Annotated in this window: 23 protein-coding genes and 1 tRNA gene; 12 read left to right on the top strand and 12 right to left on the bottom strand. The window is 64.0% G+C overall.

The genetic code is table 11. The features are described from left to right. Positions 1-8 precede the first annotated feature (8 nt). Both rsgA and C404_RS45750 read right to left on the bottom strand, forming a co-directional pair. Positions 9-968, bottom strand: a complete 960-nt coding sequence (rsgA, locus tag C404_RS45755) for a ribosome small subunit-dependent GTPase A (RefSeq protein ID WP_021195481.1) — start codon at positions 966-968, stop codon at positions 9-11. Then, positions 968-2,224 (bottom strand): M48 family metallopeptidase, encoded by a 1,257-nt coding sequence (locus C404_RS45750; protein WP_021195480.1) that lies wholly within the window; start codon positions 2,222-2,224, stop codon positions 968-970. Before C404_RS45750 ends, rsgA begins: the two co-directional genes overlap by 1 nt. Positions 2,225-2,395: 171 nt before the next feature. Between C404_RS45750 and orn the strand changes: the two genes are divergently transcribed. Further along, positions 2,396-2,953, top strand: a complete 558-nt coding sequence (orn, locus tag C404_RS45745; RefSeq protein WP_021195479.1) for an oligoribonuclease — start codon at positions 2,396-2,398, stop codon at positions 2,951-2,953. A gap of 5 nt (positions 2,954-2,958) precedes the next feature. On the opposite strand, the gene mog is transcribed toward orn, so the two are convergent. Then, a complete protein-coding gene (mog, locus tag C404_RS45740; protein WP_021195478.1) occupies positions 2,959-3,606 on the bottom strand; it encodes a molybdopterin adenylyltransferase in 648 nt (215 codons plus the stop codon). Further along, on the bottom strand, positions 3,603-4,220 hold the full coding sequence (yjgA, locus tag C404_RS45735; protein WP_275043504.1) for a ribosome biogenesis factor YjgA: 618 nt from the start codon (positions 4,218-4,220) through the stop codon (positions 3,603-3,605). Before yjgA ends, mog begins: the two co-directional genes overlap by 4 nt. An 81-nt stretch (positions 4,221-4,301) precedes the next feature. Between yjgA and pmbA the strand changes: the two genes are divergently transcribed. Beyond that, positions 4,302-5,675, top strand: a complete 1,374-nt coding sequence (gene pmbA / locus C404_RS45730) for a metalloprotease PmbA (RefSeq protein ID WP_021195476.1) — start codon at positions 4,302-4,304, stop codon at positions 5,673-5,675. A gap of 64 nt (positions 5,676-5,739) precedes the next feature. Here pmbA and C404_RS45725 read toward each other — a convergent pair whose 3' ends face one another. Both C404_RS45725 and C404_RS45720 read right to left on the bottom strand, forming a co-directional pair. Next, a complete protein-coding gene (locus C404_RS45725; RefSeq protein WP_021195475.1) occupies positions 5,740-6,243 on the bottom strand; it encodes a dihydrofolate reductase in 504 nt (167 codons plus the stop codon). Then, positions 6,240-7,034, bottom strand: a complete 795-nt coding sequence (locus C404_RS45720) for a thymidylate synthase (protein WP_021195474.1) — start codon at positions 7,032-7,034, stop codon at positions 6,240-6,242. Before C404_RS45720 ends, C404_RS45725 begins: the two co-directional genes overlap by 4 nt. A 209-nt stretch (positions 7,035-7,243) precedes the next feature. Here C404_RS45720 and C404_RS45715 point away from each other — a divergent pair, with 209 nt between their 5' ends. Next, positions 7,244-8,245 (top strand): threonine dehydratase, encoded by a 1,002-nt coding sequence (locus C404_RS45715; RefSeq protein WP_021195473.1) that lies wholly within the window; start codon positions 7,244-7,246, stop codon positions 8,243-8,245. On the opposite strand, the gene C404_RS45710 is transcribed toward C404_RS45715, so the two are convergent. Next, complete coding sequence (locus C404_RS45710; RefSeq protein WP_021195472.1) at positions 8,242-8,937, bottom strand: TerC family protein; 696 nt, start codon at positions 8,935-8,937, stop codon at positions 8,242-8,244. The genes C404_RS45715 and C404_RS45710 overlap by 4 nt on opposite strands. Positions 8,938-9,454: 517 nt before the next feature. Here C404_RS45710 and egtD point away from each other — a divergent pair. Both egtD and C404_RS45700 read left to right on the top strand, forming a co-directional pair. Continuing rightward, complete coding sequence (gene egtD, locus C404_RS45705; RefSeq protein WP_021195471.1) at positions 9,455-10,507, top strand: L-histidine N(alpha)-methyltransferase; 1,053 nt, start codon at positions 9,455-9,457, stop codon at positions 10,505-10,507. Between the two features lie 74 nt (positions 10,508-10,581). After that, the gene (locus C404_RS45700) at positions 10,582-11,880 is read left to right on the top strand and encodes an ergothioneine biosynthesis protein EgtB (RefSeq protein WP_021195470.1); all 1,299 of its coding nucleotides are present in this window, start codon (positions 10,582-10,584) and stop codon (positions 11,878-11,880) included. Positions 11,881-11,947: 67 nt separating this feature from the next. On the opposite strand, the gene C404_RS45695 is transcribed toward C404_RS45700, so the two are convergent. Further along, entirely contained in the window at positions 11,948-13,828 is a 1,881-nt protein-coding gene (locus C404_RS45695; RefSeq protein ID WP_021195469.1) for a DEAD/DEAH box helicase, read from the bottom strand. A 487-nt stretch (positions 13,829-14,315) separates the two neighbouring features. Here C404_RS45695 and C404_RS45690 point away from each other — a divergent pair, with 487 nt between their 5' ends. Continuing rightward, positions 14,316-14,504 (top strand): hypothetical protein, encoded by a 189-nt coding sequence (locus C404_RS45690; protein ID WP_021195468.1) that lies wholly within the window; start codon positions 14,316-14,318, stop codon positions 14,502-14,504. 116 nt (positions 14,505-14,620) lie between these two features. On the opposite strand, the gene C404_RS45685 is transcribed toward C404_RS45690, so the two are convergent. Both C404_RS45685 and C404_RS45680 read right to left on the bottom strand, forming a co-directional pair. Beyond that, positions 14,621-14,695, bottom strand: a tRNA-Arg gene (locus tag C404_RS45685). 79 nt (positions 14,696-14,774) lie between these two features. After that, positions 14,775-16,208, bottom strand: a complete 1,434-nt coding sequence (locus C404_RS45680; protein WP_049285808.1) for a chloride channel protein — start codon at positions 16,206-16,208, stop codon at positions 14,775-14,777. Between the two features lie 211 nt (positions 16,209-16,419). On the opposite strand from C404_RS45680, the gene C404_RS45675 reads away from it, so the two are divergent. Together C404_RS45675 and C404_RS45670 are read left to right on the top strand one after the other, a co-directional pair. After that, complete coding sequence (locus tag C404_RS45675) at positions 16,420-16,647, top strand: hypothetical protein (RefSeq protein ID WP_169340107.1); 228 nt, start codon at positions 16,420-16,422, stop codon at positions 16,645-16,647. 143 nt (positions 16,648-16,790) lie between these two features. Beyond that, positions 16,791-17,753, top strand: a complete 963-nt coding sequence (locus tag C404_RS45670) for a Kdo hydroxylase family protein (RefSeq protein ID WP_031329533.1) — start codon at positions 16,791-16,793, stop codon at positions 17,751-17,753. A gap of 59 nt (positions 17,754-17,812) precedes the next feature. Here C404_RS45670 and C404_RS45665 read toward each other — a convergent pair whose 3' ends face one another. Continuing rightward, the gene (locus C404_RS45665) at positions 17,813-18,736 is read right to left on the bottom strand and encodes an amino acid ABC transporter substrate-binding protein (RefSeq protein ID WP_021195464.1); all 924 of its coding nucleotides are present in this window, start codon (positions 18,734-18,736) and stop codon (positions 17,813-17,815) included. Positions 18,737-19,258: 522 nt separating this feature from the next. Further along, positions 19,259-19,465 carry a hypothetical protein gene (locus tag C404_RS45660; RefSeq protein WP_031329532.1) on the bottom strand — a complete coding sequence of 69 codons (207 nt, stop codon included), beginning with the start codon at positions 19,463-19,465 and terminating at the stop codon, positions 19,259-19,261. Between the two features lie 175 nt (positions 19,466-19,640). Between C404_RS45660 and C404_RS45655 the strand changes: the two genes are divergently transcribed. The 4 genes from C404_RS45655 to parC form a co-directional block, all read left to right on the top strand. Then, positions 19,641-21,551, top strand: a complete 1,911-nt coding sequence (locus C404_RS45655; RefSeq protein ID WP_021195462.1) for an ATP-binding cassette domain-containing protein — start codon at positions 19,641-19,643, stop codon at positions 21,549-21,551. A 159-nt stretch (positions 21,552-21,710) separates the two neighbouring features. Continuing rightward, positions 21,711-23,696 (top strand): DNA topoisomerase IV subunit B, encoded by a 1,986-nt coding sequence (locus C404_RS45650; protein WP_021195461.1) that lies wholly within the window; start codon positions 21,711-21,713, stop codon positions 23,694-23,696. A gap of 14 nt (positions 23,697-23,710) precedes the next feature. Continuing rightward, positions 23,711-24,604: a lytic transglycosylase domain-containing protein gene (locus C404_RS45645; RefSeq protein ID WP_021195460.1), complete on the top strand. Its 894-nt coding sequence runs from the start codon at positions 23,711-23,713 to the stop codon at positions 24,602-24,604. A gap of 56 nt (positions 24,605-24,660) precedes the next feature. Then, positions 24,661-26,818: DNA topoisomerase IV subunit A (gene parC / locus C404_RS45640; protein WP_021195459.1), on the top strand; the 2,158-nt coding region annotated here is incomplete at its 3' end.

Below are 26,818 nucleotides of genomic sequence, written 5' to 3'. Positions count from 1 at the left end.
ATGCGGCCTTACCAGGGCTTCTGTTGCTCCGATTCATGCAGCAGTTGCGCGTAGAGCTGGTGCCGGCGCGGATCGATCTTGCCGCTGGCCACGCCTTCCAGAATGCCACAGCCGGGTTCCTGTAGGTGGCGGCAGTTATAAAAGCGGCACTCGGTCAGGCGCGGTCGGAATTCAGGGAAGGCGCGCTCCAGCATGCCTTCGCTCAGGTGGTGCAGGCCGAATTCCTGGAATCCCGGCGAGTCAATCAGTACGCCGCCCTGGCCCCAATCGGCGGGCAGGTGATAGAGCCGCGTGAACGTGGTCGTGTGCTTGCCGGAGTCGAGCTTCTCGGAGATCTCGCGCGTCTGCGCATCGACACCCGGAATCAGCAGATTCAGCAGCGACGACTTGCCCATGCCCGACTGCCCGATCAGGATCGAGGCACGCCCAGCGACATGCGGTTCCAGCGCGGCATGGGCGGCTTCCGGTGCGCCATGCACCGTCAATTCCACGATCGTGTAGCCGAGTTCCCGATACAGCGCCAGGCGCGAGCGGGCCGTCTCTAGTCGTGAGGTCAGGTCGATCTTGTTGAGCAGGATCAGCGGCGTAATACCAAGCGATTCAGCAGCGACGAGCGCGCGGCCGAGCAGGTCTTCAGAAAAGCTCGGTTCGGTGCCGAGCATGATGATGACCTGATCCAGGTTGGCCGCCAGCACCTTGGACTTGAACTGGTCGGAGCGGTAAAGCAGGTTGCGACGCTCATCCACACGCACGACCACGCCTTGATCGACGGCGGTGGCCTCGTAGACGACGTGGTCGCCAACCGCGCATTCGCTGCGCTTGCCGCGTGGGAAACACTGCAGGTAGCCACCGCCTTCGCGTTCAACGAGGTAGTGGCGGCCATGTGCTGCGATGACGAGGCCGCGCTCTCCTGCGGCCTGTGGCTTCTGACCGGTACGGCCCGGCTTGCTGCGCAGGTTGTTGCCCATTAGGCGCCAGCCTGTACGAGGCGAGCAACGCGCTGCGACGCGGTCGGGTGCGAGTAGTAGAACGCGGAGTAGACCGGGTCGGGTGTGAGCGTTGCGGCGTTGTCCTGGAACAGCTTTACCAGTGCTGAGACGAGCTGTTTCGCATCCGCATGCTGCGCGGCGAAGGCATCGGCTTCGTATTCATCCTTGCGCGAAGACAGGCTGCTGACGGGCGAGACGAAGAACGTGAACACCGGCAGCGCGAGGAAGAACAGCATCAGCGCCAGCGCGTGGTTGTCGGAGAAGAGGTTGGGTGCGACACCCAGGCCCAGGTAGAACCACGTGCGCGTCATCAGCCAGCCGAGTAGCGCCAGCGCGCCCAGGCTCAGCACGAACGTCACGGCGATGCGCTTGGTGATGTGGTGGCGCTTGAAATGGCCCAGTTCATGTGCGAGCACAGCTTCCATCTCGGGCGGGTTTAGGCGCTCAAGCAGCGTATCGAAGAAGACGATGCGCTTGGTGGCGCCAAAGCCGCTGAAATAGGCGTTGCCGTGCGCACTGCGGCGGCTGCCGTCCATGACGAACAGGCCCTTGCTGGCGAAGCCGCAGCGCTTGAGCAGGCCTTCGATGCGAGCACGCATCTCTTCGTCCTGCAGCGGCGTGAACTTGTTGTAGAGCGGGGCGATGACGTTCGGGTAAATAGCCTGCACGAACAGCATGAAGGCCATCCACACGATCCACGTGTAGAGCCACCAGTAGGTGCCCATCTTGTCCATCAGCCACAGCACGGCCAGCAGCAGAGGCAGGCCCAGCACGGTGCCGATGGCCAGGCCCTTGAGATTGTCAGCGAGCCAGAGCTTCCACGTCATGCGGTTGAAGCCGAAGCGTTCTTCGACCACAAACTGCGCGTACAGCGAGAACGGCAACTCGATCACGCTGCTGATGACGATGACCGACGCAATCAGCGCCACGCCATACGCATAGCCCGGCCCGAACACGCCCAGCCAGGCCTGGTTGATCCAGTTCAGCCCACCGAGCAGTGTCAGTGCGATCAGCAGGGCGGCCTGCACTGGCACTTCCAGCATCGCCAGACGGGTGCGGGCGATGGTGTAGTCGGCGGCCTTGTGGTGCATGTCCAGCGTGATCGACTCGGCAAACTGCGCGGGCACGGCATCGCGGTGGCGCGCCACGTGACGGATCTGCCGCGCGGCCAACCACAGGCGTGTGGCGGACATCAAGACAAGGGCGATCAGGAAGACGACGGTAAAGGCGGGCATGTGGGCGACGACACTAAACGGGGAAACACCTATCAGATATGCGAAAATTATAGCCTTCAGTCATTTTCTCAAGGCATTCGCGTGAGTACCCCAGTTTCCCAGTCCGCCGCTTCCCCCTCGACCCCCAACCGTGTTGCCGCCAAGAGCGACAACAACCTGGTCTGGCTCGACATGGAGATGACCGGCCTGAGCCCCGAGAACGATCGCATCATCGAAGTGGCCGTGGTGGTGACGGATTCGGAGCTGAACGTGCTGGCCGAAGGCCCGGTACTGGTGATTCACCAGTCCGATGAGCTGCTCGACGGCATGGACGCCTGGAACAAGGGCACGCATGGCCGCTCGGGTCTGATCGAAAAGGTCAAGGCATCGACCACCACGGAAGCCGAAGCGGAGGCCGAACTGCTGGCCTTCCTGAAGAAGTGGGTGCCGAAGAGCAAGTCGCCGATGTGCGGCAATTCCATCTGCCAAGACCGCCGCTTCATGGCGCGCTATATGCCCAAGCTGGAGGAGTATTTCCACTACCGCAACCTGGATGTCTCCACGCTCAAGGAGCTGTGCAAGCGCTGGCAGCCGGCCATTGCCAAGGGCTTTACCAAGCACCAGCGGCACACCGCATTCGCAGACATCATCGAGTCGATCGAAGAGCTGCGCTACTACCGCGAGCACTTCATCCGCGACGTACCGCAGACGCCGGACGCCGAGGCGCTGGCGTCGTCGGTCGCTCCTTAAGCGTCTTAGGCCTGCAACGGCTTTGCACGGACAGCGTGCTTGGGCCGCCAGGCCTTGACCACGCTGTCGTGCGTTTCGATGTACGGCCCGCCGATCAGGTCGATGCAGTAGGGCACCGCGGCAAAGATGCCGGGCACCGTGGCGCGGCCTTCCACATCCTTCAGGCCTTCCAGCGTTTCCTTGATGGCGCGCGGCTGGCCGGGCAGGTTGATGATCAGTGCGGCGCGTGACGGCGTTTCGCGAATCACCGCCACCTGACGCGACAGAATCGCAGTCGGCACGAAATGCAGGCTGATCTGGCGCATCTGCTCGCCAAAGCCGGGCATGTCCTTGGTGGCGACGGCCAGCGTGGCCTCGGGCGTCACATCGCGGCGCGTCGGGCCGGTGCCGCCGGTGGTCAGCACCAGATCGCAGCCGGCGTGGTCGACCAGGTCGATCAGCGTTTCGGCAATCGTGGCCTGGTCATCCGGAATCAGTCGCTCCACGCCTTGCCACGGCGACGACAGTGCGTTGCCAAACCAGTCGCGCAGCGCCGGAATCCCTTCATCCTGATACGTGCCGGCCGAGGCGCGGTCTGAAATCGATACAAAGCCGACGATCAGTTCGTCGGAATGGCGGCGGGCCAGCGGGGAGGCGGGGGCGGGGGCGGTCATGCTTCGTCGTCTTCGGCTTCGGGTTGATCGGCGTCGTCGTCGTCGCGGGCATTGCCGTCCAGCGCTTGCTTGACCATCTGGAAAATCTCGCGCGACGACTTGGGTGGCTTGGCCAGTTGTGCTTCCTTGCGCGCATTGCGCACCAGCGTGCGCAGGGCCTGGACGTCCGTATCGGGGTGCGCAGCAATGAAATCAGTGACGGCATCGTCACTTGCGATCAGGCGGTCGCGCCAGCGCTCGATGGCGTGCAGACGCGCGGTTTCCGCCTTGGAGGCGCCCACGAAGGAGGCCATCACGCGGCGGATGGCTTCGACTTCTTCGTCGGTCAGGGCGCGCATCAGCTTGCCGATGTACTGCATCTGGCGGCGCTTGCCTTCGTGCGCGGTGGTGCGCTTGGCTTCGCGCAGGGCGTCGACCAGCTTCTCGGGCAGCGGCACCTTGGCGAGTTTGTCCTTGGGCAGCGCTTCCAGCGCCGTGCCCAAGTCTTGCAAGGCGTTCACCTCGCGCTTGCGCTGCGATTTGCTCTTGGGCGTATCCGGATCGTCCTCGTCACCAATGTCCAGGCGCACGATGGGTTGCAGATACGTGGGGTTGTGTCGGGATGCTCGGCTCATGGCGCGCATTGTATCTTGCTATGATGGGCGCTTCTGCCGCTTGTGCCAAAATCGCGGCCCGTTTTTCCCCCTTGATTGCCTATGTCTCAAACGCTCGATTCCAAGACTGACACTGTGTTTGCCTACCGCCGCGAACAGCTCGAAGAGATGGCCCGCGATGTGCTGCGCGTCGCGCGCGAACTCGGTGCCACCGATGCCGCGACGGAAATCTCCGAAGGCCAGGGCCTGTCGGTCACGGTGCGCAAGGGCGAGATCGAGACCATCGAACAGAATCGCGACAAGATCGTCGGCGTGACGGTCATGCTGGGCAAGAAGCGCGGCAACGCCAGCACGTCGGATTTCTCGCCGGCGGCGCTGCGCTCCACGGTTGAAGCCGCCTACAACATCGCGCGCTTTACCGCCGATGACGACGCTGCCGGCTTGGCCGAAGAAGAGTTGCTGGAAAAGCATCCGCAAGACCTGCAGCTCTATCACCCGTGGACGATTGACGCCGAAGCCGCCGTCGAAATCGCCCGCGCTGCAGAAGCCGCCGCATTTGCCGTGAGCCCGAAGATCCGCAATAGCGATGGTTCGAGCATCTCGGCGCAGCATTCGCACTTCGTGCTGGCCACCTCGCGTGGTTTCATGGCGGGCTATCCGTATTCGCGCCACTTCATTTCGGCCGCGCCGATTGCCGGTTCGGGGGCGCATATGCAGCGTGACGACTGGTATTCGTCCAAGCGCTCGCCCGAGGATCTGGCTGCGCCGGAAGCGATCGGCAAATACGCTGCGGAACGCGCGCTGGCGCGTCTGTCCGCCCGTCGGCTGACCACGCGCAAGTGCCCGGTGCTGTTCGAGGCGCCGCTGGCTGCGGGCCTGCTGGGTGCGTTTGTGCAGGCGGTGTCGGGCGGTGCGCTGTATCGCAAGTCGACGTTCCTGCTCGATACGCTGGGCAAGGAAGTTTTCGCGCCGCACGTGCAGATCAAGGAAGACCCGCATGTGTTGGGCGGCATGGGCAGTGCGCCGTTCGACGAAGAAGGCGTACGCACACAACGTCGTGACGTCGTGAAGAACGGCGTGGTGGAGGGCTATTTCCTGTCGACGTATTCCGCGCGCAAGCTCGGCATGCAGACGACCGGCAACGCGGGCGGCTCGCACAACCTGACGTTGTTCTCCGACAAGACGAAGCCGGAAGACGACTTTGCCGGCATGCTGCGCCGCATGGGCACGGGCCTCTTGGTGACGGAACTGATGGGCCAGGGTGTGAACTATGTGACGGGCGACTACTCGCGCGGTGCGTCGGGCTACTGGGTCGAGAACGGCGTGATCCAGTACCCGGTGGAAGAGATCACCATCGCCGGCAACCTGGGCGAGATGTTCCGTCAGATCGTTGCCATTGGCGCGGATGCGCTGGTGCGCGGCACGAAGGAAACCGGCTCGATCCTGATCGAACAGATGACGATTGCGGGCGAGTAAATCGTCGCAGCCAAAATGAAAAACGCGCTCGACACTGAGCGCGTTTTTTGTTGCCTGCGACTTGTTACTGATCGTCCGAAGGCGGTCGTTCGTACGTGACGAACGCGTAGTCGAAATCGTTGGGCGCGGGCGAGTGGTGCGTCTCGCGTGCAACCTCGTGCCAGACCTTCGGGTCCGGCGCCGGAAAGTGCGCATCGCCTTCGAAATCTGCGTCGATCTCGGTGACGATCAGGCGATCTGCGCTCGGCAAGGCATCTGCATACAGCTGCGCGCCACCGATCAGGAAGATCTGCTCGACGCCCACACACAGGCGCTGTGCATCTTCCAGCGAATACGCAATCTCGCAGCCCGGCAGCTCCAGCTTGGCGTTGCGCGTGACGACGATATTGCGCCGGCCCGGCAGCGGACGGCCGATCGAATCGTATGTCTTGCGGCCCATCACGATGGGCGCACCCATGGTGGTGCGCTTGAAGTGCGCGAGGTCTTCCGGTAGGCGCCAGGGCAGCGTGTTGTCGCGGCCGATCACGCCGTTGCGGGCGCGGGCGACGATCAGCGTGAGGAGGGTCATACGGCGACGGGTGCCTTGATTGCGGGGTGGCTCTGGTAGCCGACGATCTCGAAGTCTTCGTACTGGTAATCGAAGATGCTCTCGGGCTTGCGCTTGATGTGCAGCTTCGGCAGCGGGAGCGGTTCGCGCGCGAGTTGCGTCTCCACCTGTTCGAAGTGGTTGTTGTAGAGGTGGCAGTCGCCGCCGGTCCAGACAAAGTCACCCACATCGAGGCCGGTCTGCTGCGCCACCATGTGCACGAGCAGCGCATAGCTGGCGATGTTGAACGGCACGCCGAGGAAGATGTCGGCGCTGCGCTGGTAGAGCTGGCACGACAGCTTGCCGTCGGCCACATAGAACTGGAAGAACGCGTGGCAGGGGGGCAGCTTCATGCGCGGGATGTCGGCCACGTTCCAGGCCGACACGATCAGCCGGCGCGAATCGGGGTTGCGCTTGATCTGCGCGATGAGTTCAGCGATCTGGTCGATGTGCTCGCCGTTGGGCGTGGGCCACGAGCGCCATTGGGAGCCGTAGACGGGGCCCAGTTCGCCATCGGCATCGGCCCATTCGTCCCAGATTGTCACGCCGTTGTCCTGCAGCCAGCGCACGTTGGTCGAGCCCTGGAGGAACCACAGCAGTTCATAGACGATGGACTTGATGTGGACCTTCTTGGTGGTCACCAGCGGAAAGCCGTCCTGCAGGTTGAAGCGCATCTGGTGCCCGAACACGGAGCGCGTGCCGGTGCCGGTGCGGTCGGCTTTGTCGGTGCCATGTTCGTAGACATGGCGCATCAGGGCGAGATAGGGCTGCATTGCGGCGGCAGGACGTGAAAAGCGAATGAGCCGCATTGTAACGTGAGCGACGCGGCATCGACTGTACCGGAGGTGTCCGGAAACTGGCCCGGTCAGAAGGGCGGCACAGTTTGACTGACAAGTCGCGCAATTGTCGATGTTCCTGGGCAGGGCAGGCCGGCAAGATAAGGCCATCGCTTCCAACTGTCCGCTGTCCGCTGGAGATTGCCATGTCACCCACGACCACCGCCGCTTCCCTCAACCGTGCTGCCGAACTGCGCCGCCTGCGCGCGGCCGCTGACGTTGTTCACGCGGTGATTCCGCCGACGCCGCAGTACTGTTGGCCGCTGCTCTCGCAGGCCGTGGGCGCAGCGGTGTGGGTGAAGCATGAGAACCACACAGAAGTGGGCGCCTTCAAGGTGCGCGGTGGGCTGACGTATCTGCATGCATTGCGCCAGCGCGAGCCGGAGTTGCGCGGTGTGATCTCAGCAACGCGTGGAAACCACGGTCAGTCGATCGCACTGGCAGCGCGCCAGAGTGGCATGACGGCGACCGTTGTCGTGCCGCACGGCAACAGCGTGGAAAAGAACGCCGCCATGCGTGCGCTCGGCGCGGAGTTGATTGAAGCTGGGGACGATTTTCAGGCCAGCCGTGAGTTGGCCGCTGAATTGGCGGTCGAGCGTGGCCTGCACTATGTGCCTTCGTATCACGAGGACCTGGTCGCCGGGGTGGCGAGCTACTGGCTGGAATTCTTTGAGGCGGTGCCGCTGGACGTGGTCTACGTGCCGATCGGCATGGGTTCGGGTATCTGCTCGGCGGTGGCGGTACGCGATGCACTGGGGTTGTCCACACGCATTGTCGGCGTTGTGTCCGCACATGCACGTTGCTATGAGCATTCGTTTGCCAGCGGTGCGGTCGTGTCGGCGCCGGTGACGACGCTGCTGGCTGATGGCTTGGCGTGTCGCACGCCGGATGCGAAGGCGTTGGAGGTGATCCGCGCGGGCGTCGACGAGATTGTTGCCGTGACGGATGAGGCGGTAGCCGAGGCGATCCGCCTGTATTTCTCGACCACGCACAACGTGGCGGAAGGCGCCGCTGCCGCGGCCTTGGCGGCCGCATGGCAGCAGCGAACGCAGATTGCCGGCTTGCGCGTTGGCTTGCCGCTGACCGGCGGCAATATCGACCGCGCCATGCTGGCGCGGGTCCTCGCCGGTCAGCCGATTGAGGCTTAAGCAGGCTGCTGCTGGCGGCGACGCTGCACCAGCCAGCCGCCGCCCAGCACGATCACGAACACCACGGCGTACACAGCCCACACCAGCGGACGTTGTTCTGCAAAGAAGGGCTTGAGAACCGGTTCGGCCACGATCATATGGGCGGCCGTATAAGCCAGCACAGCGGCACCGCCGTAGATGATGAGCGGGAAACGCTCAATCAGGCGCAGCACCACACCGCTGCCCCACACCACCACGGGCACGCTGATCAGCAGGCCCAGCACTACCAGCAGGAAGCTGCCGTGCGACGCACCGGCAATGGCGAGTACGTTGTCGATACCCATCACCGCGTCGGCGATGATGATGGTCTTCATCGCGCCCATCAGCGTGGTGCTGCCGGCGCCGTGTTCATCACCGCCTTGGCCGTCGTCAGCCAGCAGCTTCCAGGCAATCCACACCAGCGCCAGGCCGCCGACCAGCATCAGGCCGGGGATCTTCAGCAGCCACACCACAGCCAGCGTCATCAGCGCACGCACGACGATGGCACCCGCCGCCCCCCACATGATGGCTTTCTTCTGCAACTCAGGCGGCAGGTTGCGCGCGGCCAGCGCGATGAGGATGGCGTTATCGCCCGCGAGCACAAGGTCGATCACGATGATCGATGCCAGCGCGGCAGCAAACTGCATGGTGAAAATGTCAGACAACCATTCCATGGTGGCTCCAAGTCAAACAACAATAAAAACCGGTTGACCGAACGACATGGAAGGCTGGGGCGAGACGCTTTGCAGACCATGAAATCCGGTTGCAAAGGTCTTGCTCGACACAAACAGGTTGGGAACCTGCTGATGCCGACACGACCGGAGGCGCTTTTTTGCCTCGTCTTGACGATCGTGCCTGGGGCTGAAGAACCCCCGAGCTACTCCCCTTTGGGTGAGCCTGCATTATAGCGCAGGCGGTGATTGCTGCGGTGCGCAAATGCAACACCCGCATCACCGCGCGGCATAGGTGGCTTTTTGCAGCGGTGCGGGTGATTTTTACGTGATGCGTCACACAGCATTGCCACGCTCTCGGGTGAAAGAACGGTGGCGCTGTCATGAAGCGGCGTCTACGCTGCAATTTCATCAGTACAGCCCACAGCCAGTCGAGTGAGGGGGCGGTGGCACATTTTTCGCTGCCAATGGCCTCCATGACCATGCCGTACCGTGCCGTTCCACCCCAACGGGAGACACCATGCCGGCCACCAAGCCGTCCGCCGATGCCTACGCCCGCCGCGCGCTGGCCCGTCTGATCCAGCCGCAGCCCAAACCAACCATCGACGCCATTGGCGCGGGCCTGACGTTCTATCAGCTTTTTACCGAAGACGACGCTGCATTGCGTGCCGAGGCAGAGGCCGGTTTGCTGGCATCCGCCGCCAGCGTCAGCCCGAAATTTTTCTACGATGCACTCGGCTCCCGGCTGTTCGAGGCGATTACCGATCTGCCCGAGTACTACCCGACCCGCACAGAGGCCGCCATCTTCAGCCTGCACGCCGCAGAAATCGCCCTGCGCGTCGGGCGGGGGGCCACGCTGATCGACCTGGGCGCCGGCAACTGCGAGAAGGCTGCGCGCCTCTTCCGCACGCTGGCGCCGTCGCGTTATGTGGCCATCGATATCTCGGCGGATTTTCTGCGCGATACGCTGCGTGCCTTGGCGCGGCAGCATCCGCAGCTCCCCATGGTGGGCATCGGGGCAGACCTTTGCGCGCCGCTCGTGTTGCCCGACGCCGTGGGCGATGGGCGCCGTGTGTGGTTTTATCCGGGCTCCAGCCTGGGCAACTTCACGCCGGATGATGCACGGGCTTTCCTCACGCGTCTGCGAGAGGCTTCCGCTCCGGGTGACAGCGTGCTCATTGGCATCGACCTCATCAAGGATGCGCGCCGCCTGGAGGCAGCCTATGACGATCCGCTTGGCGTGACGGCGGCATTCAACCTAAACGTGCTGCGCAACCTGAATCGCCTGCTGGGCGCAAATTTCGACGTGCGGGATTGGCGTCACCTCGCGCTGTATCGGCCCGACGGCCATCGCATCGAAATGCATCTCGAAGCACGCCACGACGTGACGGTCCGCTGGGGCAACCAGGCGCGTGCGTTCGTTGCCGGCGACCGCCTGCATACCGAAAACTCCGTCAAATACGATCTGCCACGCCTGCAGCGCCTGTTTGCCGACGCGGGCTTTGAAGACCTGCACGCGTGGACCGATGCGGGCAAGGACTTCGCTGTCTGCCATGCCAGCGTCAGCCGCTAGGCGAGGGCGGGAGCGCTGGGCGGGCGGTGCGATAATGACCCTCGATCTTGAGATGCCGCCCGAGGTGTGCCGCGATGGCTGAATTCTTCATGCTCCCCGATCCGACTTTCATCGGATCGCTGTCCGACTGGACCGATGGCCGTCGCCTGCCGCGTCAGGGCATCGCGCACAGCCTGGTGGATGCGCGCAACCGCACGCTGGCGTTGCTCGCAGCGTTTGGCGACACGCAGCGCGGCTGGCAGATCGAACGCGTACCGCACCACGCGCCGCCGCTGTGGACGCTGGGTCAGCTCGCCTGGTTTGCCGAGTTCTGGTGCCTGCGCGAGCCGCGCCGCAATGGCAGCGACACGGTTGAAGACGGCGCCGGCACTGAATGGGATCTCGCGCGCTGGCAGGCTACGCTGCCTGCCGCTCTCGACGGCGCCGACAGCTTCTTCGACATGGATCGCCTGCCGCCAGATGCCTGCTGGGATCTGACGCTGCCTGGCATTGCGGCCGTCAAGCAATACGCGCACGATGTGCTCGACCGCGTGCTGCGTAAGCTGGCCACGCTCGGCACCGATGATGACGCGGCGCTAGAGCCGTTCCGCTGGGCTGTCTTTCACGAAGATCTGCGTGCCGAACACCTGCACGGCCTGCTGCAAGTGCTGGGCCTGCAACCTGCAGGACAGCCGCCGCTGGCTGCCGTGGCCGTGCCGGCAGCGCAGACGCTGTCCTTGCCCGGTGGCCGCTTTCAGATGGGGTGGCCCGATGCAGACGGGTTTTTCTTCGACAACGAATGCACGTCGCACCGCATGTACGTGCCTGCATTCGAGATCGACGCGCAGCCGGTTACCAACGCTCAGTATCTGGAGTTCATTGAAGACCGTGGCTACGACCATCCGCAGTGGTGGTCGCCCGCCGGCATGGAATGGCTGATGATGCAGGAGCGCTCCGCGCCGCTGGGCTGGCAACGTGACCCGGTCACGCGCACGTGGCAAGCGCTGCGCTATGGTCAGGCGCGCACGCTCAACCGTGATGAACCTGTGCGCCATGTCAGCCTGTTCGAAGCACAGGCATGGTGCCGCTGGGCTGGCCGCCGCCTGCCGACAGAGGATGAGTGGGAAATGGCTGCCGTGCAGGGCCGGGCTGGCTTCCACTGGGGGCAGGTGTGGGAGTGGACCGCATCACCGTTCGAGCCGTATCCGGATTTTGTGCCGGGTGTGCCGCGCGGCCGCGTGGCAGCCCTGTCGGCGCCGCATTTTATGACGATGCAAGCGGTGCGGGGCGCGGCTGCCCACACGCCGCAACGGGCACACCATCCACGCTTCCGTGGGTTCTTGCTGCCGGAGCGTGATGACATCTTCGTTGGCTTCCGCACGTGCGCACTGTGAGTTCGGCGCAGACAAAAGAAAAGGCCCCTTGCGGGGCCTTTTTCATTGGGGCAATGCGCTTAGCTGATCAACGATCGAAATCGCGCGAGCGGCCCTTGCTGCCGTAGCTGCTGCGGTTGCCGTCACGGTCGCCATAGCTGCGACGCGGTGCGCCTGTGCCATTGCTATCGCCGAAGCGGCTGCCGCCGTTGTTGTCGCCGAAGCGACGCGGTGCACCTTCGCGAGCGCCATAGCCTTCGCGGTTGCCGTCACGGTTGCCGTAGCCGCCGCCGTTGCTGTTGCTGTTGCCGAAGCCACGGTTGCCGTCTTGCGTACGGGCCGGGCGCTGTTGCCAGTCGCCACGGGCTTGCTGGCCTTGGCCGTACGACTGGCGCGGGGCGCGGTCATCACGGTTCCACTCGCGCTGGCCGCCTTGGCCTTGGTAGCCACCGCCACCATTGCCGTTGCGATCATCACGACGCGGGGCGAAGCCGTCACGGTCGCCGCCGAAGCTGCGCTGGAAGCGGCCTTCGCTGTTGCCGCCATTACCACCGGCGCCACCTTGGCGTGCGCCGTAGCCTTCGCGTTGGCCGCGATAGCCGCCACCGCCGTTGTTGCCACGGTAGCCTCCACGGTCACCGCCGGCACGCGGGCCACCGGTGCGGGGCTTGGCCGAACGCTTCGGCTCCAGGCCTTCAATCACGGATGCGTCGATGCGGCGATCCACGAAGCGCTCGATGCGGCGCCATTGGAACGTATCGTTGTGGTTCACCAGGTTGATGGCGATACCGCTACGGCCGGCACGGCCCGTGCGGCCGATACGGTGCACGTAGTCTTCGGCTTGCTTGGGCAGGTCGAAGTTGACCACGTGCGTGATGTCCGGCACGTCGATGCCGCGAGCGGCCACGTCGGTGGCCACCAGCACGCGCAGTTGGCCACGGCGCAGTGCCGTCAGCGTGCGGTTACGCGCGCCTTGGTGCATGTCGCCATGCAGGGCGCCAGCGGAGAAACCATGCTCGGTCAGGCGTTCGGCCAGCGAGTCGGCGTCACGCTTGGTGGCCGTGAAGACGATGGCCTGCTTGAGCGACGAATCGCGCAGCAGGTGGTCGAGCAGTTGCTGCTTGTGCGAGACGTCGTCGGTGAAGTGCAGACGCTCTTCGATGTTGCTTTGGTCAACCTTGGCAGCGGCGATTTCAATACGCTGCGGGTCGCGCATCATGCGCTCGGCCAGCTGTTCGATGCGGCGGTCCATGGTGGCCGAGAACATCAGCATCTGGCGCGTAGCCGGCGTGGCGCCGACGATGGCTTCGATGTCGTCCGAGAAGCCCATGTCCAGCATGCGGTCGGCTTCGTCAAACACGAGCATGTCGAGCGCCGACAGGTCGATGCGGCCCGAGTCGATGTGGTCGAGCAGGCGGCCCGGCGTGGCGATGATGATGTCCGGCATGCGTGCCAGCATGTCGAGCTGCTTCGGGTACGGCATACCCCCCAGGATGCTGGCGCAGACGATGCGGCGCAGATGGCGGCCGTATTGTGCGGTGGCGGTGGTCACCTGCAGGGCCAGTTCACGCGTGGGCGTGAGCACCAGCAGCGACGGCTTGGCCGGGCTGGGGCGCGGGCGGCGGCCCTTCATGCGTTGCGGCGGGCCGTCCATGCGCGGACGCTGCGGTTCGGGCTGCTCGCTGATGCGCTGGATGGCCGGCAGGATGAAGGCCGCGGTCTTGCCCGAACCGGTCTGGCTCGTGACCAGCAGGTCGCGACCCGACAGGCAGGCCGGGATGGCCTGCGCTTGCACCGGCGTCGGCGTGGTGTAGTTCACTTCGCCAAGCGCGCGGACGATGCGATCGTCCAGGCCCAGCTCAGCGAATGCGCTCGCACGCGTCGCGGCTTCGGCGAGGAGGTTGTCGGTATTGGTATTGATGGTTTCAGCGTGCGCAATAGCGCCGCTGCCGTCTTGAGGCTGCGTCATGTCGAATAGGTAGTAAGGCTGCCGCGTCGACCGCTCACATGAGGCAGACGACGGAAATGGGATACGGCGACCGGTTAATCACGGGCGTCGGCGCCAATCGGATAAGGCCGGTTCGACAGACGGGCTGCAGAACGGACAGACGGGGGAGTGGGCCGGCCTCAGGCTGAATGTGAATCACATGGATCAGCGAGGTGGGGCGGCGGTCCCTGCGGCGTGATGTGAATCCACGCGGGAGATCGGAGACGATGCCAAGCACAATGGCAATCGGCTGCGCATGCTACGGGGCGGAACTGTGAGCAATGCACGCCGGTGTAGAAACCGGTACATCGATCAACCGCAATGAGGCAGTAAGCAGCCAAGCCTCAGACTATAGCACGATTTTTTGCAGTGCGCAAAAAGTAAATGCGGGCTGTATTACAACAGGTTGCCGGAACGGGAGCGCGTCCTATACTCGAAACACCGGCCATTCACGGTCGGCAAGGGGCGGATGATGGAATTCCCGATGGCCTTCTCCAACCTATATCTGTTGCTCGCCGTTTGCGTGGCGGGCGTGATCGGACTGGTGTCTGCACCACTGGCGATCCGAGGTGCGCGGATAGGGATCCGTGTGCTGCTGACGATCATTGGGGTGCTGATCGGGCTGCTCGTGCTCGAAGCGCTGCCGGTGTTGACCTAGATGACCCGGGGCCATCCGCAACCATAGGCCCGCCCGATTGTGGCGGGCCTCGTCATTTGAAGGCCGGAAAAACAAAAAGCCAGGCGATGGTTGCCTGGCTTTTGTTGTCTATGCGTTGGTCCCGCCGACAGGAATCGAACCTGTATCTCACGCTTAGGAGGCGCGTGCACTATCCATTGTGCTACGGCGAGTGACCTGCCCCGGGTGACGCGAAAGGCCGCCCGAGCGAGCGGCGATTCTACGCAATTTGCCCCGCCAAGGCCAGACAGCCTAGGCCTTTGCAGCCTTTTCGGAAGCCGCTTCCACGGCCAGTGCCTCACGCCGGAAGTTGCGCGAGGCCGCGTGATAGAACGGCCGCGGGCAGAACTGCCGCGCCACGAATGAAGCCAGCAAGGTCGCGGCGAGCAAGTGGAACATCATGTTCTGGCTGCGCGTCATCTCCATGACGATCACGCTGGCGGTGATGGGCGCCTGCGTGGCCGCTGCCAGAAACGCAGCCATCGACACCAGCACCAATACGCGCTCGTCGGCAAGGCCCGCAGTGAGCTGCCACAAGTGCTGGCCCAGTCCCGCGCCAATTGCCAACGACGGCGTGAAGATGCCGCCCGGAATGCCTGCAAAGTAGGACGCCACAGTCGCGGCCAGTTTGGACGCGCCAAACCAGTGCGTCTCGATCGGGTGGCCGTTGAGCAGTGCAGCCACTTGCTCATAGCCGGTGCCATAGGTATCGCCGTGCGTGCTGGCGCCGATGCATGCGAGGACGACGCCACAACCAAACGCAGTCCACACCGGATGCTGTTGAACGCGCTGCCCGATGGCTGCGGGCAGAATCCCCGTAACACCGCCTAGCAACAGCTTGGCGAACAACCCGCCGAACACGCCACACACCAGCGCGGCCAGCACGATCCACGGCCACGCTTCGCGCAGAAACAGGATGGGCGCGTGCACCTGGAAATATGGGTTGTTGCCCACGACGGCCAGCGACAGGAAACCCGACGCCAGCACGCCTGCCAGCACGAGGCGGTCCCAGCGCAGGGACGCACCCTTGCCCAGTTCTTCAATGGCGAAGACCACCCCAGCCAGCGGTGTGTTAAACGCCGCCGCCAGGCCGCCGGCCGCTCCGGCTGTCAGCAGCGCCTGCGCATGAAAACCGACACGCACGCCGGCGCGATGCTGCCACCAAGATCCCCAAGCCAGCATGGCCGCCGCGCCCACCTGCACGGATGGCCCCTCGCGCCCGACGGATGCGCCCAGGAACAACGCCACTGCTGTCAGCCCGATCTTCCACAACGCTTGCGGAAAAGACACCAGCGTTGTCTGCGCCACCCCAAACGGCGGCAGATGCTGCGTGGCGATAACTTGCGGGATGCCGCTGCCGCGCGCCTGCGGTGCCACACGCAACGTCAGCCAGCGCAACGCCGCCAACCCCGGCGGCAGGAGCACGAGCGTCGCCCACGTGTAGTGCGTATGCAGGGCGCGTTGCCACGCCAGCGCGGTATCCGCCACCCACGAGAACACCAATGAGAACACCGCCACGCCCATCGCGCCGGCCAGGAAAATCGAGAACCGCAGCCCGTTGCGCGACATGCGCGAGGTTTGCCGGAGTTTGCGATCCAAGGCGCGCAAAACGCGCTCGCGCAACGCGGCCAACGGAGAAGAGGGTGGGGAGGGCGTATCACTCATGGAAAGGCAGGCAGGGGCCACGCAAACTGCGGCACAGAGGGACTATTGGAGCGGCGTGAAGCTTTGATGATGGTAGGGGTTTTGTGTGAAGCGCCCCACAATTCGGATGCGATTGTGGGGTAGCAAACGCTAAATCGAACGAACGATCGGTCACCGAATCTGATTTAAGTATTACGAACTTTGCATGATTGTTCACGGAAGTTATGCTTCCCTTCTCATCGGAAATTCTTTTTTGGCGACCAACATGCTGACATCCGAAGAACGGGACGATCCGTGGACGGTGGAGTCGTCGCTGGATAGCCTGCTACCGAAGCAACGGCCAGGGACGATCGATCGCCCGATCTATTTTCGTCATACCGATACCCCTGACGGTCACGTCATCAAGCAGTTTCCGGACGGCTCGCGCCAGCTCGTGCGCTTTATCGGTCTGGAAGAACAGGTCGTCAAGCACTTCCTGTAACCCCACTTTCCCTTCATCAACGGCTGCGCGCGTTACATTTGTGACGCGCCGTATGACATGCAGCGTTGTGTTTCCTGGCAATGCGCTGCGTCGTGAACGCCCTATCATTCGCGAATAAATTTGCCTAGGCGATTGATAAGTTCATGGGAAGTATGCAGGGGTTTGCGCCGGCTCAGCAGCCGGTCCGCGAAGAGTGCGCTGGGGAGTTGGCCGCTGTTGCGCCGCCCACCGTCGACATGGTGGTGCCTTGGCCAGTGCGCGAATGGGCGCCTACCGTTACCGCAACCGAAGCGATTGCCATGCGCGCCGCACTGGAGCGCGGCAACGTGCTGCATTTCCCTGCCCTGGATTTTCCGTTGAATACGCGTGAGCGGCGCTTTCTTGATGCGCGTTGGTCTGACGGCAAGACGAAAAACATCAACCTGCGCGCCAACGAGACCACTGTGCGCGGCGCAGTAGGTGCACCTGTTGACCTGCGCGACCTTTCCACGCTGATCCGCCGCTACGCCGATGCTGCCGAGCGTCTGGTGCTTGCGCTGTTTCCCGACTATGGCCCGCACCTCAAGCGCGCCGGCACCTCGCTGCGACCCGCAGAGATCGCCGGGCGCGCGGTGAGCTGGCGCAAGGACGACACACGCCTGCACGTCGATGCCTTTCCGTCGAACCCGTTGTACGGCCAGCGTTTGCTGCGTGTGTTCCACAACGTGGATCCGGATGCGGCGCGCATCTGGCGCATCGGTGAGCCGTTTGCGCATTTCGCCAAGCGCTTCGTACCGAAAACGCGAGGCATGCTGCCCGGACAGCCGTGGCTGATGCACAAGCTGCACATTACGAAGCGCGTGCGCTCGGATTACGACCATCGCATGCTGCAGCTGCATGATTTGGCGAAAGCCGATCTGCAATACCAGCGCAGTGCTCCGCAGCAGACCTTCGCGCTTGCGCCGGGTGCGACGTGGGTGGTGTTCAGCGATCAGGCGCTGCATGCGGCCATGCGCGGCTGCGCGATGATGGAGCAGACCTTCTACCTGGATCCCGCTGCGATTGCCGATCACACGCACTCGCCGGAAGCCGTGCTCGCGCGCCTGCTCGGCAGACCGCTGCGCTAGTCGTGCAACGAAAAACGCCGCCGGACAAAGCGGCGGCGTTGAGCGTTCAACTGCGATATTCAGTCAGCGACCTTGTCACTCGGATACTTGAACGAATCACGCAGCAGGAAGCTCATCGGAATATCGAGCTTTGCCCCGTTGGGCGGAATCGGCTGCAGGAACCATTTCTTGTAGAGCTTCTCAGCCTCGTAGTCGAGGATGATGTTGGTCATCGCGCGGTCGACCATCCGCTTGAACTCGGCGTCGTCCTTGCTGAGCATGATCGCGTACGGCTCGATCGTCAGCATGTCGCCGACCACGGCGTAGTCGCTCGGTTTCTTGGCGTTGGCACGAAAGCCGTAGAGCAGCACGTCATCCATGGCAAAGGCATCGGCCTTGCCGGCTTCGACCATGGCGAAGGCCTCGCCGTGGTCCTTTGCTTCGATGATGTTCATGCCCAGCACGCGCGCGTCGTTCACCTTGCGCAACTCGGTGATGTTGGTGGTGCCCTTGGTCGAGACCACCGTCTTGCCGCGCAGGTCGTCCCACTTGCGGATGCCCGACGATGTCTTGACGATCATCCGGCTGCCGGCGATGTAGTGCGGGATGGTGAAGGCCACTTTCTCGCGGCGCTCGCGCGTGTTGGTGGTCGAGCCGCATTCCACATCAGCCTTGCCTTCGGCGATGGTCGGAATACGCGAGGACGACGTCACCATCACATACTGCACCTTCAGGTCGGGACGCTTGAGTTCGGTACGCAGCTTGTCGACCACACGCAGGCAGAGATCCATCGCATAACCAATGGGCTTCTTGTCGGCGTCGTAGAACGAGAACGGCACGGAACTCTCACGATGCGCGACGCGGACGGTACCGGTATCACGAATGCGGTCGAGAACGGGTGTGGCAGAGGCCAGGGCAGTGCCCGGCGCAAAGACAGACAGCGAGATGGTCAGAAAAGCGGAAAGCAGCGCTGCGATCGGCAGCGTGCGCTTGAAGCACAGCATGGTTGTATCCCCCGGAAAGAATGGCGGCCCGCCTTATCGTTATGTCCGGCTTGTGGCCGGAGGGCCTGCCGCATGATACGGCGCGACGAGCGAGCCTGCAGGTCCGCACTTTTGCGCTGTTGTAAGCAGGCCGCAAGACTGGATTCCATGCTCTAGAAATCTGCTTGCAGGTGAGACTGGGTGCGTGCCTGACAGTGGTGCGTGACGCACATCAAGCGTGCGCGGATTGCACTGCATCAGCCTTGCGGCTGGCGCGTCGCACCCTTGTGGCGTGGGGCGCGCGCAAGCTTGACGCGGCATGCGTTGTTGCGGTGCAAAGCCGCTCGGGGCTTGGCTTTGTGAGTGGTCTCGGCGTTTTTCCCTACCGGGTTTGTCCTGACTGCCCGAGACGGACAAGGGGCGCTATGCTCAGGCCATGTCTTGTTCGCAAGGCATCGAGGAGAGACTCTTCCGGCCCGCCGAAAGCGGGCCGTTTTCTTTGGTGCGAACCTTCGACGCACCCCGATATCAGCGTTGCCGGGTTCAGCTTTGATTGGGCAACACATTGCCCGGCTGCGACGACTGCCGCGGCCAGTTCGAGAACGCGAAGATCCACAGCGCCACGAGGTTCACCAGCGGTAGTAGCACCAGCAGCGTCCACCACTGCGAGAAACCGGTTCGCAGCAAAACCTGCCGCACCGGGATACCTACCACGATCAGGGCGATCATTAAGCCGAACAGTCCGCGCATCAGTGTTCCCCTTCGCTAACGTTGTGGATGGAAGCGGCCGGAAAAGCGAGCCCGGCGGCACAAGCGTTATAGCACCGACGCGCGCAAGCGCAATGACGCCGGATGGCTGTCGCGCGGGCCGACTACAATACGCGCCTTCCGGCCCCACGCGGCCCGCATCCTTTATCACTCCAGCATGGCCTTGTTTTCCATTACCGATGCACAACTGGCGTTCGGCCACGTGGCGCTGCTCGACCACACCGATTTCTCGCTGGAGGCTGGCGAGCGCGTCGGGCTGATCGGCCGCAACGGCACCGGCAAATCGTCGCTGCTCAAGATCGTGGCGGGCACGACCGCCCCCGACGACGGCCTGATCGCCCGCCAGAGCGGCGTGACGTCTGCCTATGTGCCGCAGGAACCCGTATTCGACCCCGATCAGACGGTGGCCCAAGCCGTGGCGATGGGCGTGCCGCATGCCGCTGGCCTGCTCGCCGAGTACGAGGCGCTGATCGCTTCCATGGGCGATGCCCACGATGACGAGGCGATGCATAAGCTGCATGCCCTGCAAGCGCAGCTCGACGCCGCTGATGCCTGGCAATTGCACACCCGCGTGGAAACCACCATCGCGCAGCTTGGTTTGCAGCCGGGCGCGCGCATCGGTTCGCTCTCCGGCGGCCTGACCAAGCGCGTGGCGCTGGCGCAGGCGCTGGTGGGGGCGCCTGACATCCTGTTGTTGGACGAGCCGACCAACCACCTCGACTACGACTCCATCCGCTGGTTGGAGGACTTGCTGCTCGCTTTCCGCGGCAGCGTGCTGTTCATCACGCACGATCGCGCGTTCCTCGACCGTGTCGCCACGCGCATCATCGAACTGGACCGCGGCAAGCTGCGCTCGTACCCCGGCAACTTCACGGCGTATCAGGAGCGCAAGGCGCAGCAGTTGGAAGCCGAAGCGCTGGAAAATGCCCGCTTCGACAAGCTGCTCGCGCAGGAAGAGGTGTGGATTCGCAAGGGCGTGGAAGCGCGCCGCACACGCAGCGTCGGCCGCGTTGCACGGCTGGAACAGATGCGTGTGGATCGCCAGGCGCGTCGTGAAGTGCAGGGCAACGTCAAGCTCGAAGTCTCGCAGGGCGACCGCTCCGGCAAGATCGTCGCCGAGCTGACCGATGTGACCAAGCAGTACGGTGACAAGACCGTGGTCGACAACTTCACCGCCACCATCATGCGTGGCGACAAGGTGGGCATTCTCGGCGCCAACGGCGTCGGCAAGACCACGCTGCTCAAGCTGATCCTCGGCGAACTGGCGCCCGATTCGGGCACGGTGCGCAACGGCACCAACCTGCAAGTGGCGTATTTCGACCAGATGCGCGCGCAGCTGGACCTGAATCGCTCGCTGGCCGACACCATCAGCCCGGGCAGCGACTGGATTGAGGTCAATGGCCAACGCAAGCACGTGATGAGCTATCTGGGCGACTTCCTCTTCCCGCCCGAGCGTGCGCGCTCGCCGGTGGCGTCGCTCTCTGGCGGCGAGCGCAACCGGCTGCTGCTGGCGCGCCTCTTCGCGCGCCCGGCCAACGTGCTGGTGCTGGATGAACCGACCAACGATCTGGACATCGATACGCTCGAGCTGCTGGAAGAGCTGCTGCAGGAATACAGCGGCACGGTGTTCCTGGTCTCGCACGATCGCGCGTTCGTCGACAACGTCGTCACGTCGGTGATCGCGGCGGAAGGCGAGGGCCGCTGGCGTGAATACGTGGGCGGATTCTCGGATTGGCAGACGCAATCGGCGCGTTCGGCGCAGATGGCCAAAGCTGCCACGCCGGTCGCCGAAGAGAAAAAGCCCGAAGCCGCCAAGCCGCGCGAGCGCGCCACGGCCAAGCTCAGCTACAAGGAACAACGTGAGCTGGAAGCGCTGCCCGCCACCATCGAGGCGCTGGAAACCGAGCAGAAGCAAGTCAACGCCGAACTGGAAGACGGCACGATCTACGGACGTGATCCGGAGCGCGCCCAGAAGCTGGCCGAGCGCCACGAGGCCATCGAGCTGGAGTTGCTGGAGGCGCTTGAGCGCTGGGAAGCACTCGAAGGCAAGCGCGCCGGTACGGCGTGATGTTGCAGTAGTCCGTCAATATGTCAGCGGGATGTCGGCTGTGCGCCGCATCCCGATGCTGACAATCCCTCCGCATTGTTCAGGACAGCTTCCTTTACAATGCGCGCTGCATTCCGGTGCTCAGGGCAGACCCTGAGCCCGCCAGTTTTTCCGCCTTCCATGAGCAAAACCTCCCAATACAGCGAATCGTCGATCAAGGTCCTCAAGGGCCTGGAACCGGTCAAGCAACGGCCGGGCATGTACACGCGCACCGACAACCCCCTGCACATCGTGCAGGAAGTGATCGACAACGCTGCCGACGAGGCGTTGGGCGGCTTCGGCAAGCTGATTGCCGTGACGCTGCACAAGGACGGCAGCGTGAGCGTGGAAGACGAGGCGCGCGGCATTCCCGTCGGCATCCACCCGGAAGAGGGTGTGTCGGTGGTCGAGATCGTCTACACGCGCCTGCACGCGGGGGGCAAGTTCGACAAGGGCAGTGGCGGCGCGTATGCGTTCTCCGGCGGCCTGCACGGCGTGGGCGTGTCGGTCACGAACGCGCTGTCGACGCGGCTGGAGGTGACGGTTTGGCGTGATGGCAATGTGTCCACGCTTACCTTCTCCGGCGGCGACGTCATTGAGCCGCTCGCCACCCGCAAGGCCGAGCGCGGCGAGAAGAAGAGCGGCACGCGCGTACGCGCCTGGCCCGACGCCAAGTATTTCGATTCCGAGAACATCCCGCAGGCCGAGCTGCAGCGTTTGCTGCGCAGCAAGGCCGTGCTGCTGCCGGGCGTGAAGGTCACGCTCACGCTGGAGAAAACCGGCGAGACGCTCGAGTGGCAGTACGCCGAGGGCCTGCGCGGCTACCTGGTCGAATCGCTTGCGCAAGGTAGCGGCGCCGAGCCGGTGATCCCGCTGTTCGAAGGCGAGCATTTTGCCGACCCCGACAAGTCCGGCGAAGAAGGCTTTGCCCTGGGCGAAGGCGCCTCGTGGGTGGTGGCGTGGACGGAAGAGGGCTCGCCGGTGCGCGAGTCGTACGTCAACCTGATCCCCACGCCTGCTGGTGGCACGCATGAATCCGGCTTGCGCGAAGGCCTGTTCCAGGCCGTGAAGAGCTTTGTCGAGATGCACGCGCTGCAGCCCAAGGGCGTCAAGCTGATGCCCGAAGACGTGTTTGCGCGCGCTTCGTTCGTGCTGTCGGCCAAGGTGCTGGACCCGCAGTTCCAAGGTCAGATCAAGGAACGCCTGAACAGCCGCGATGCGGTGCGGCTCGTTTCCACGTTCAGCCGCCCCGCGTTGGAGTTGTGGCTGAACCAGCATGTCGAGCACGGCAAGAAGCTGGCCGAACTCGTCATCAAGCAAGCACAGGCCCGCACGCGAGCAGCGCAGAAGGTCGAGAAGAAGAAGGGCTCCGGCGTGGCCGTGCTGCCTGGCAAGCTGACCGATTGCGAATCCGACGACATCACCCGCAACGAACTCTTCCTGGTGGAGGGCGATTCCGCCGGCGGTTCCGCCAAGATGGGCCGTGACAAGGAATTCCAGGCGATCCTGCCGCTGCGCGGCAAGGTGCTGAACACGTGGGAAACTGAGCGCGACCGCCTGTTCGCCAACAATGAAGTGCATGACATTGCGGTCGCCATCGGCGTCGATCCGCATGGCCCGAACGACACGGTTGACCTCTCCGGCCTGCGCTACGGCAAGATCTGCATCCTGTCGGATGCGGACGTGGACGGCGCCCATATCCAGGTGCTGCTGCTCACGTTGTTCTTCAAGCACTTCCCGCAACTGATCGACCGCGGGCACGTATGCGTGGCCCGCCCGCCGCTGTATCGGGTCGATGCACCGGCGCGCGGCAAAAAGCCCGCGCAGAAGCTCTACGCGCTGGACGATGGCGAGCTCGAAGCCATTGAAGACAAGCTGCGCAAGGACGGCGTCAAGGAAGGCGCCTGGCAGATCTCCCGCTTCAAGGGCCTGGGCGAAATGAGCGCCGAGCAGCTCTGGGAAACCACCATGAACCCTGACACGCGCCGCCTGCTGCCCGTGAAACTGGGGGAACTGGGCGAGGAGCAGACCATCGGCGTAATGAACATGCTGATGGGCAAGGGTGAAGCCGGCGCGCGCCGCACATGGCTGGAAGCGCGCGGCAACGAGGTCGAAGCCGATATTTGATCGCTGACTGAACGATGAAGTTGTTCCGACGATTCGCTTTGCTGCTCACGGCGCTGGCCCTGTTGGCCAGCCAGCCGGCGCGCGCGGATGTCTACGGCTACATCGACGAGAACGGCCTTGCGCACTTCGCCTCCGAACGTCTGGACGACCGCTACGTGCTCTTCATGAAGGGCGCGGCAGTGGCGGGCAGACCGGGCGACAAGAGCGACAACGCCATCGCCCTGCCGGCTACCGAGCTGCCGGACGCCGATGCCTACCTCGCTGCCAGCAAGCGAGATGCGCTGGACAACGCGGGTGATATGCGCCAGCGCCTCGTGCGCGCGGTGCTGCAGCACCCGAACGTGCCGACGGTCGAGCCGCTGATTCGCCAGGAAGCGGGCAAGCGCGGTATCGACCCGGCACTCGTGAAGGCCGTGATTGCTGCCGAGTCCGGCTTCAACCCGCAGGCTGTGTCACCCAAGGGGGCGATCGGGCTGATGCAGGTGATTCCCGACACGGGCGCACGCTATGGCGTGATCGGAGATGCGCGCCGCACGGCCGCGCAGAAACTGGCCGACCCCAAGATCAACATCACCACGGGCGTGCGCTATTTGAGCGATCTGCTGCGCATGTTCTCCGGCAATCTTGAACTGGTGCTCGCCGCCTACAATGCGGGCGAGGGCGCCGTGCAGAAGCACGGCAACGACATCCCGCCCTACGCCGAAACGCAGAACTACGTGAAGACGGTGATGCAGTTCTACCGCTACTACAACCCGATGGCTGAGATGAACGGGGCGGGCGGCTTCGTGACCGTGAGCGCCAACGGTGCCATGGTCACGCGCAAGCCCGGTCGTACGGGCCGATCCGCGCGCATCGAAGTGGTACTGGACCCGGCCACCGGCGTGGTCACGAACGCACAACAACATTGATCCTGGTGGCGCGCCAATGCACTTGCCGCATGCGCGCCGCCTTCGCTTGAGCTTCCATGGAACAACAAGACATCCTCTTCGACCCTAGCGAGCCGGCCGAAGCGCTCACGCTTGGCGCCTACGCCGAGCGCGCTTACCTCGACTACGCCGTCAGCGTGGTCAAGGGCCGCGCACTACCCGAGGTGGCCGACGGCCAGAAGCCGGTGCAGCGCCGCATCCTGTTCGCGATGCATGAGATGGGCTTGCGCTCTGACGCCAAGCCCGTCAAGTCGGCGCGCGTGGTGGGCGACGTGCTGGGTAAATTCCACCCGCACGGTGACCAATCCGCCTACGACGCGCTGGTGCGTCTGGCGCAGGATTTCTCGCTGCGCTACCCGTTGATCGACGGCCAAGGCAACTTTGGCTCGCGCGACGGCGACGGTGCGGCGGCGATGCGGTACACGGAAGCGCGCCTGACGCCCATCTCGCGCATGCTGCTCGAAGAACTGGACCAGGGCACGGCCGATTTCGTCCCCAACTACGACGGCTCAATGGACGAGCCGAAGCTGCTTCCGGCGCGCTTGCCGTTCGTGCTGCTCAACGGCGCATCGGGCATCGCGGTGGGCATGGCCACGGAAATCCCGTCGCACAACCTGCGCGAAGTGGCTACGGCCGCTGTGGCGCTCATCCGCGACGACAAGCTCACCAGCACCGACCTGATGCAGTACATGCCGGGTCCGGACTATCCGGGCGGCGGGCAGATCATCTCGTCCCCAGCGGACATTGCACAGGTGTACGAGACCGGCCGCGGCAGCCTGAAGGTGCGCGCGCGCTGGAAGATCGAAGAACTCGCTCGCGGCCAGTGGCAACTGGTGGTCAACGAATTGCCGCCCAACACCTCGTCGCAGAAGGTGCTGGAAGAAATTGAAGAGCTGACCAACCCGAAGGTGCGTACGGGCAAGAAGTCGCTGTCGCCGGACCAGCTCACCATGAAGCAGACCATGCTCGGCCTGCTGGATGCGGTGCGCGATGAATCGGGCAAGGATGCCCCGGTGCGCCTGGTGTTCGAACCCAAGAGCAAGAACATCGACCAGCAGGAATTTGCGAATTCACTGCTGGCGCATACGTCACTCGAATCGGGCGCCGCCATCAACCTGGTGATGATCGGCATGGATGGCCGGCCGCGCCAGAAGGGTCTGGCCGAGATCCTGCGCGAGTGGATCAGCTACCGCTTTGCCACGGTCACGCGCCGCACGCGCCATCGTCTGGGCAAGGTGGAAGACCGTATCCACATCCTCGAAGGCCGGCAGATGGTGCTGCTGCGCATCGAAGATGTGATTCGCATCATCCGCGAGAGCGACGAGCCCAAGGCGGCGCTCATCCAGGCCTTCAACCTGAGCGATCGCCAGGCGGAAGACATCCTGGAAATCCGCCTGCGTCAATTGGCGCGCCTGGAAGCCATCAAGATCGAGCAGGAACTGAAGAACCTGCGCGAAGAGCAGTCCGAGCTGGACGTGCTGCTGAAGTCCGAGACCATGATGCGCCGTCGCATCATCAAGGAGATCGAGACCGACGCGAAGCAATACGGCGACGACCGCCGCACCCTCATCCAGGAAGAGCGCCGTGCCGCTGCCGAGGTGAAGGTCATCGACGAGCCCGTCACGGTGGTCGTCTCGCAGAAGGGTTGGGTGCGCACGCGCCAGGGTCATGGCCACGACGCCACGCAATTCGGCTTCAAGGCGGGCGATACGCTGTACGACACGTTTGAATGTCGCACGACCGATGCGCTGCTGATCTTCGGCACGCGCGACGACAAGGGTACGGGCCGCGTCTACTCCGTGGCCGTGGCGAATCTGCCGGGCGGCCGTGGCGACGGTGTGCCGCTGACCACGCTGATCGAACTGGCACCGGGCACGCATATCGCCCACACGTTCGCCGGCCATGCCGAGCAGAACCTGGTGATCTCCACGCGCGGCGGCAACGGCTTCATGGCCAAGGTGAGCGACATGGTCGGCCGCCAGAAGGCCGGCAAGGCGTTCCTGACGCTGGATGAGGGCGACCAACCCAACAAGCCGGCACCCGTACCGGAAGACGCCTACGGCGTGGCCTGCCTGTCGGAAGGCGGGCGCATGCTGCTGTTCCAGATCAGCGAGCTGAAGACGCTCGCCAGCGGTGGCCGTGGCGTGATCCTGATGGAGCTGGAGAAGAACGAGACGCTGCTCCAGGCATTGGCCT

This window comes from Ralstonia sp. AU12-08, from assembly GCF_000442475.1.
Lineage (GTDB): Bacteria > Pseudomonadota > Gammaproteobacteria > Burkholderiales > Burkholderiaceae > Ralstonia > Ralstonia insidiosa.
This window is presented reverse-complemented; position numbering and strand designations above follow the sequence as displayed.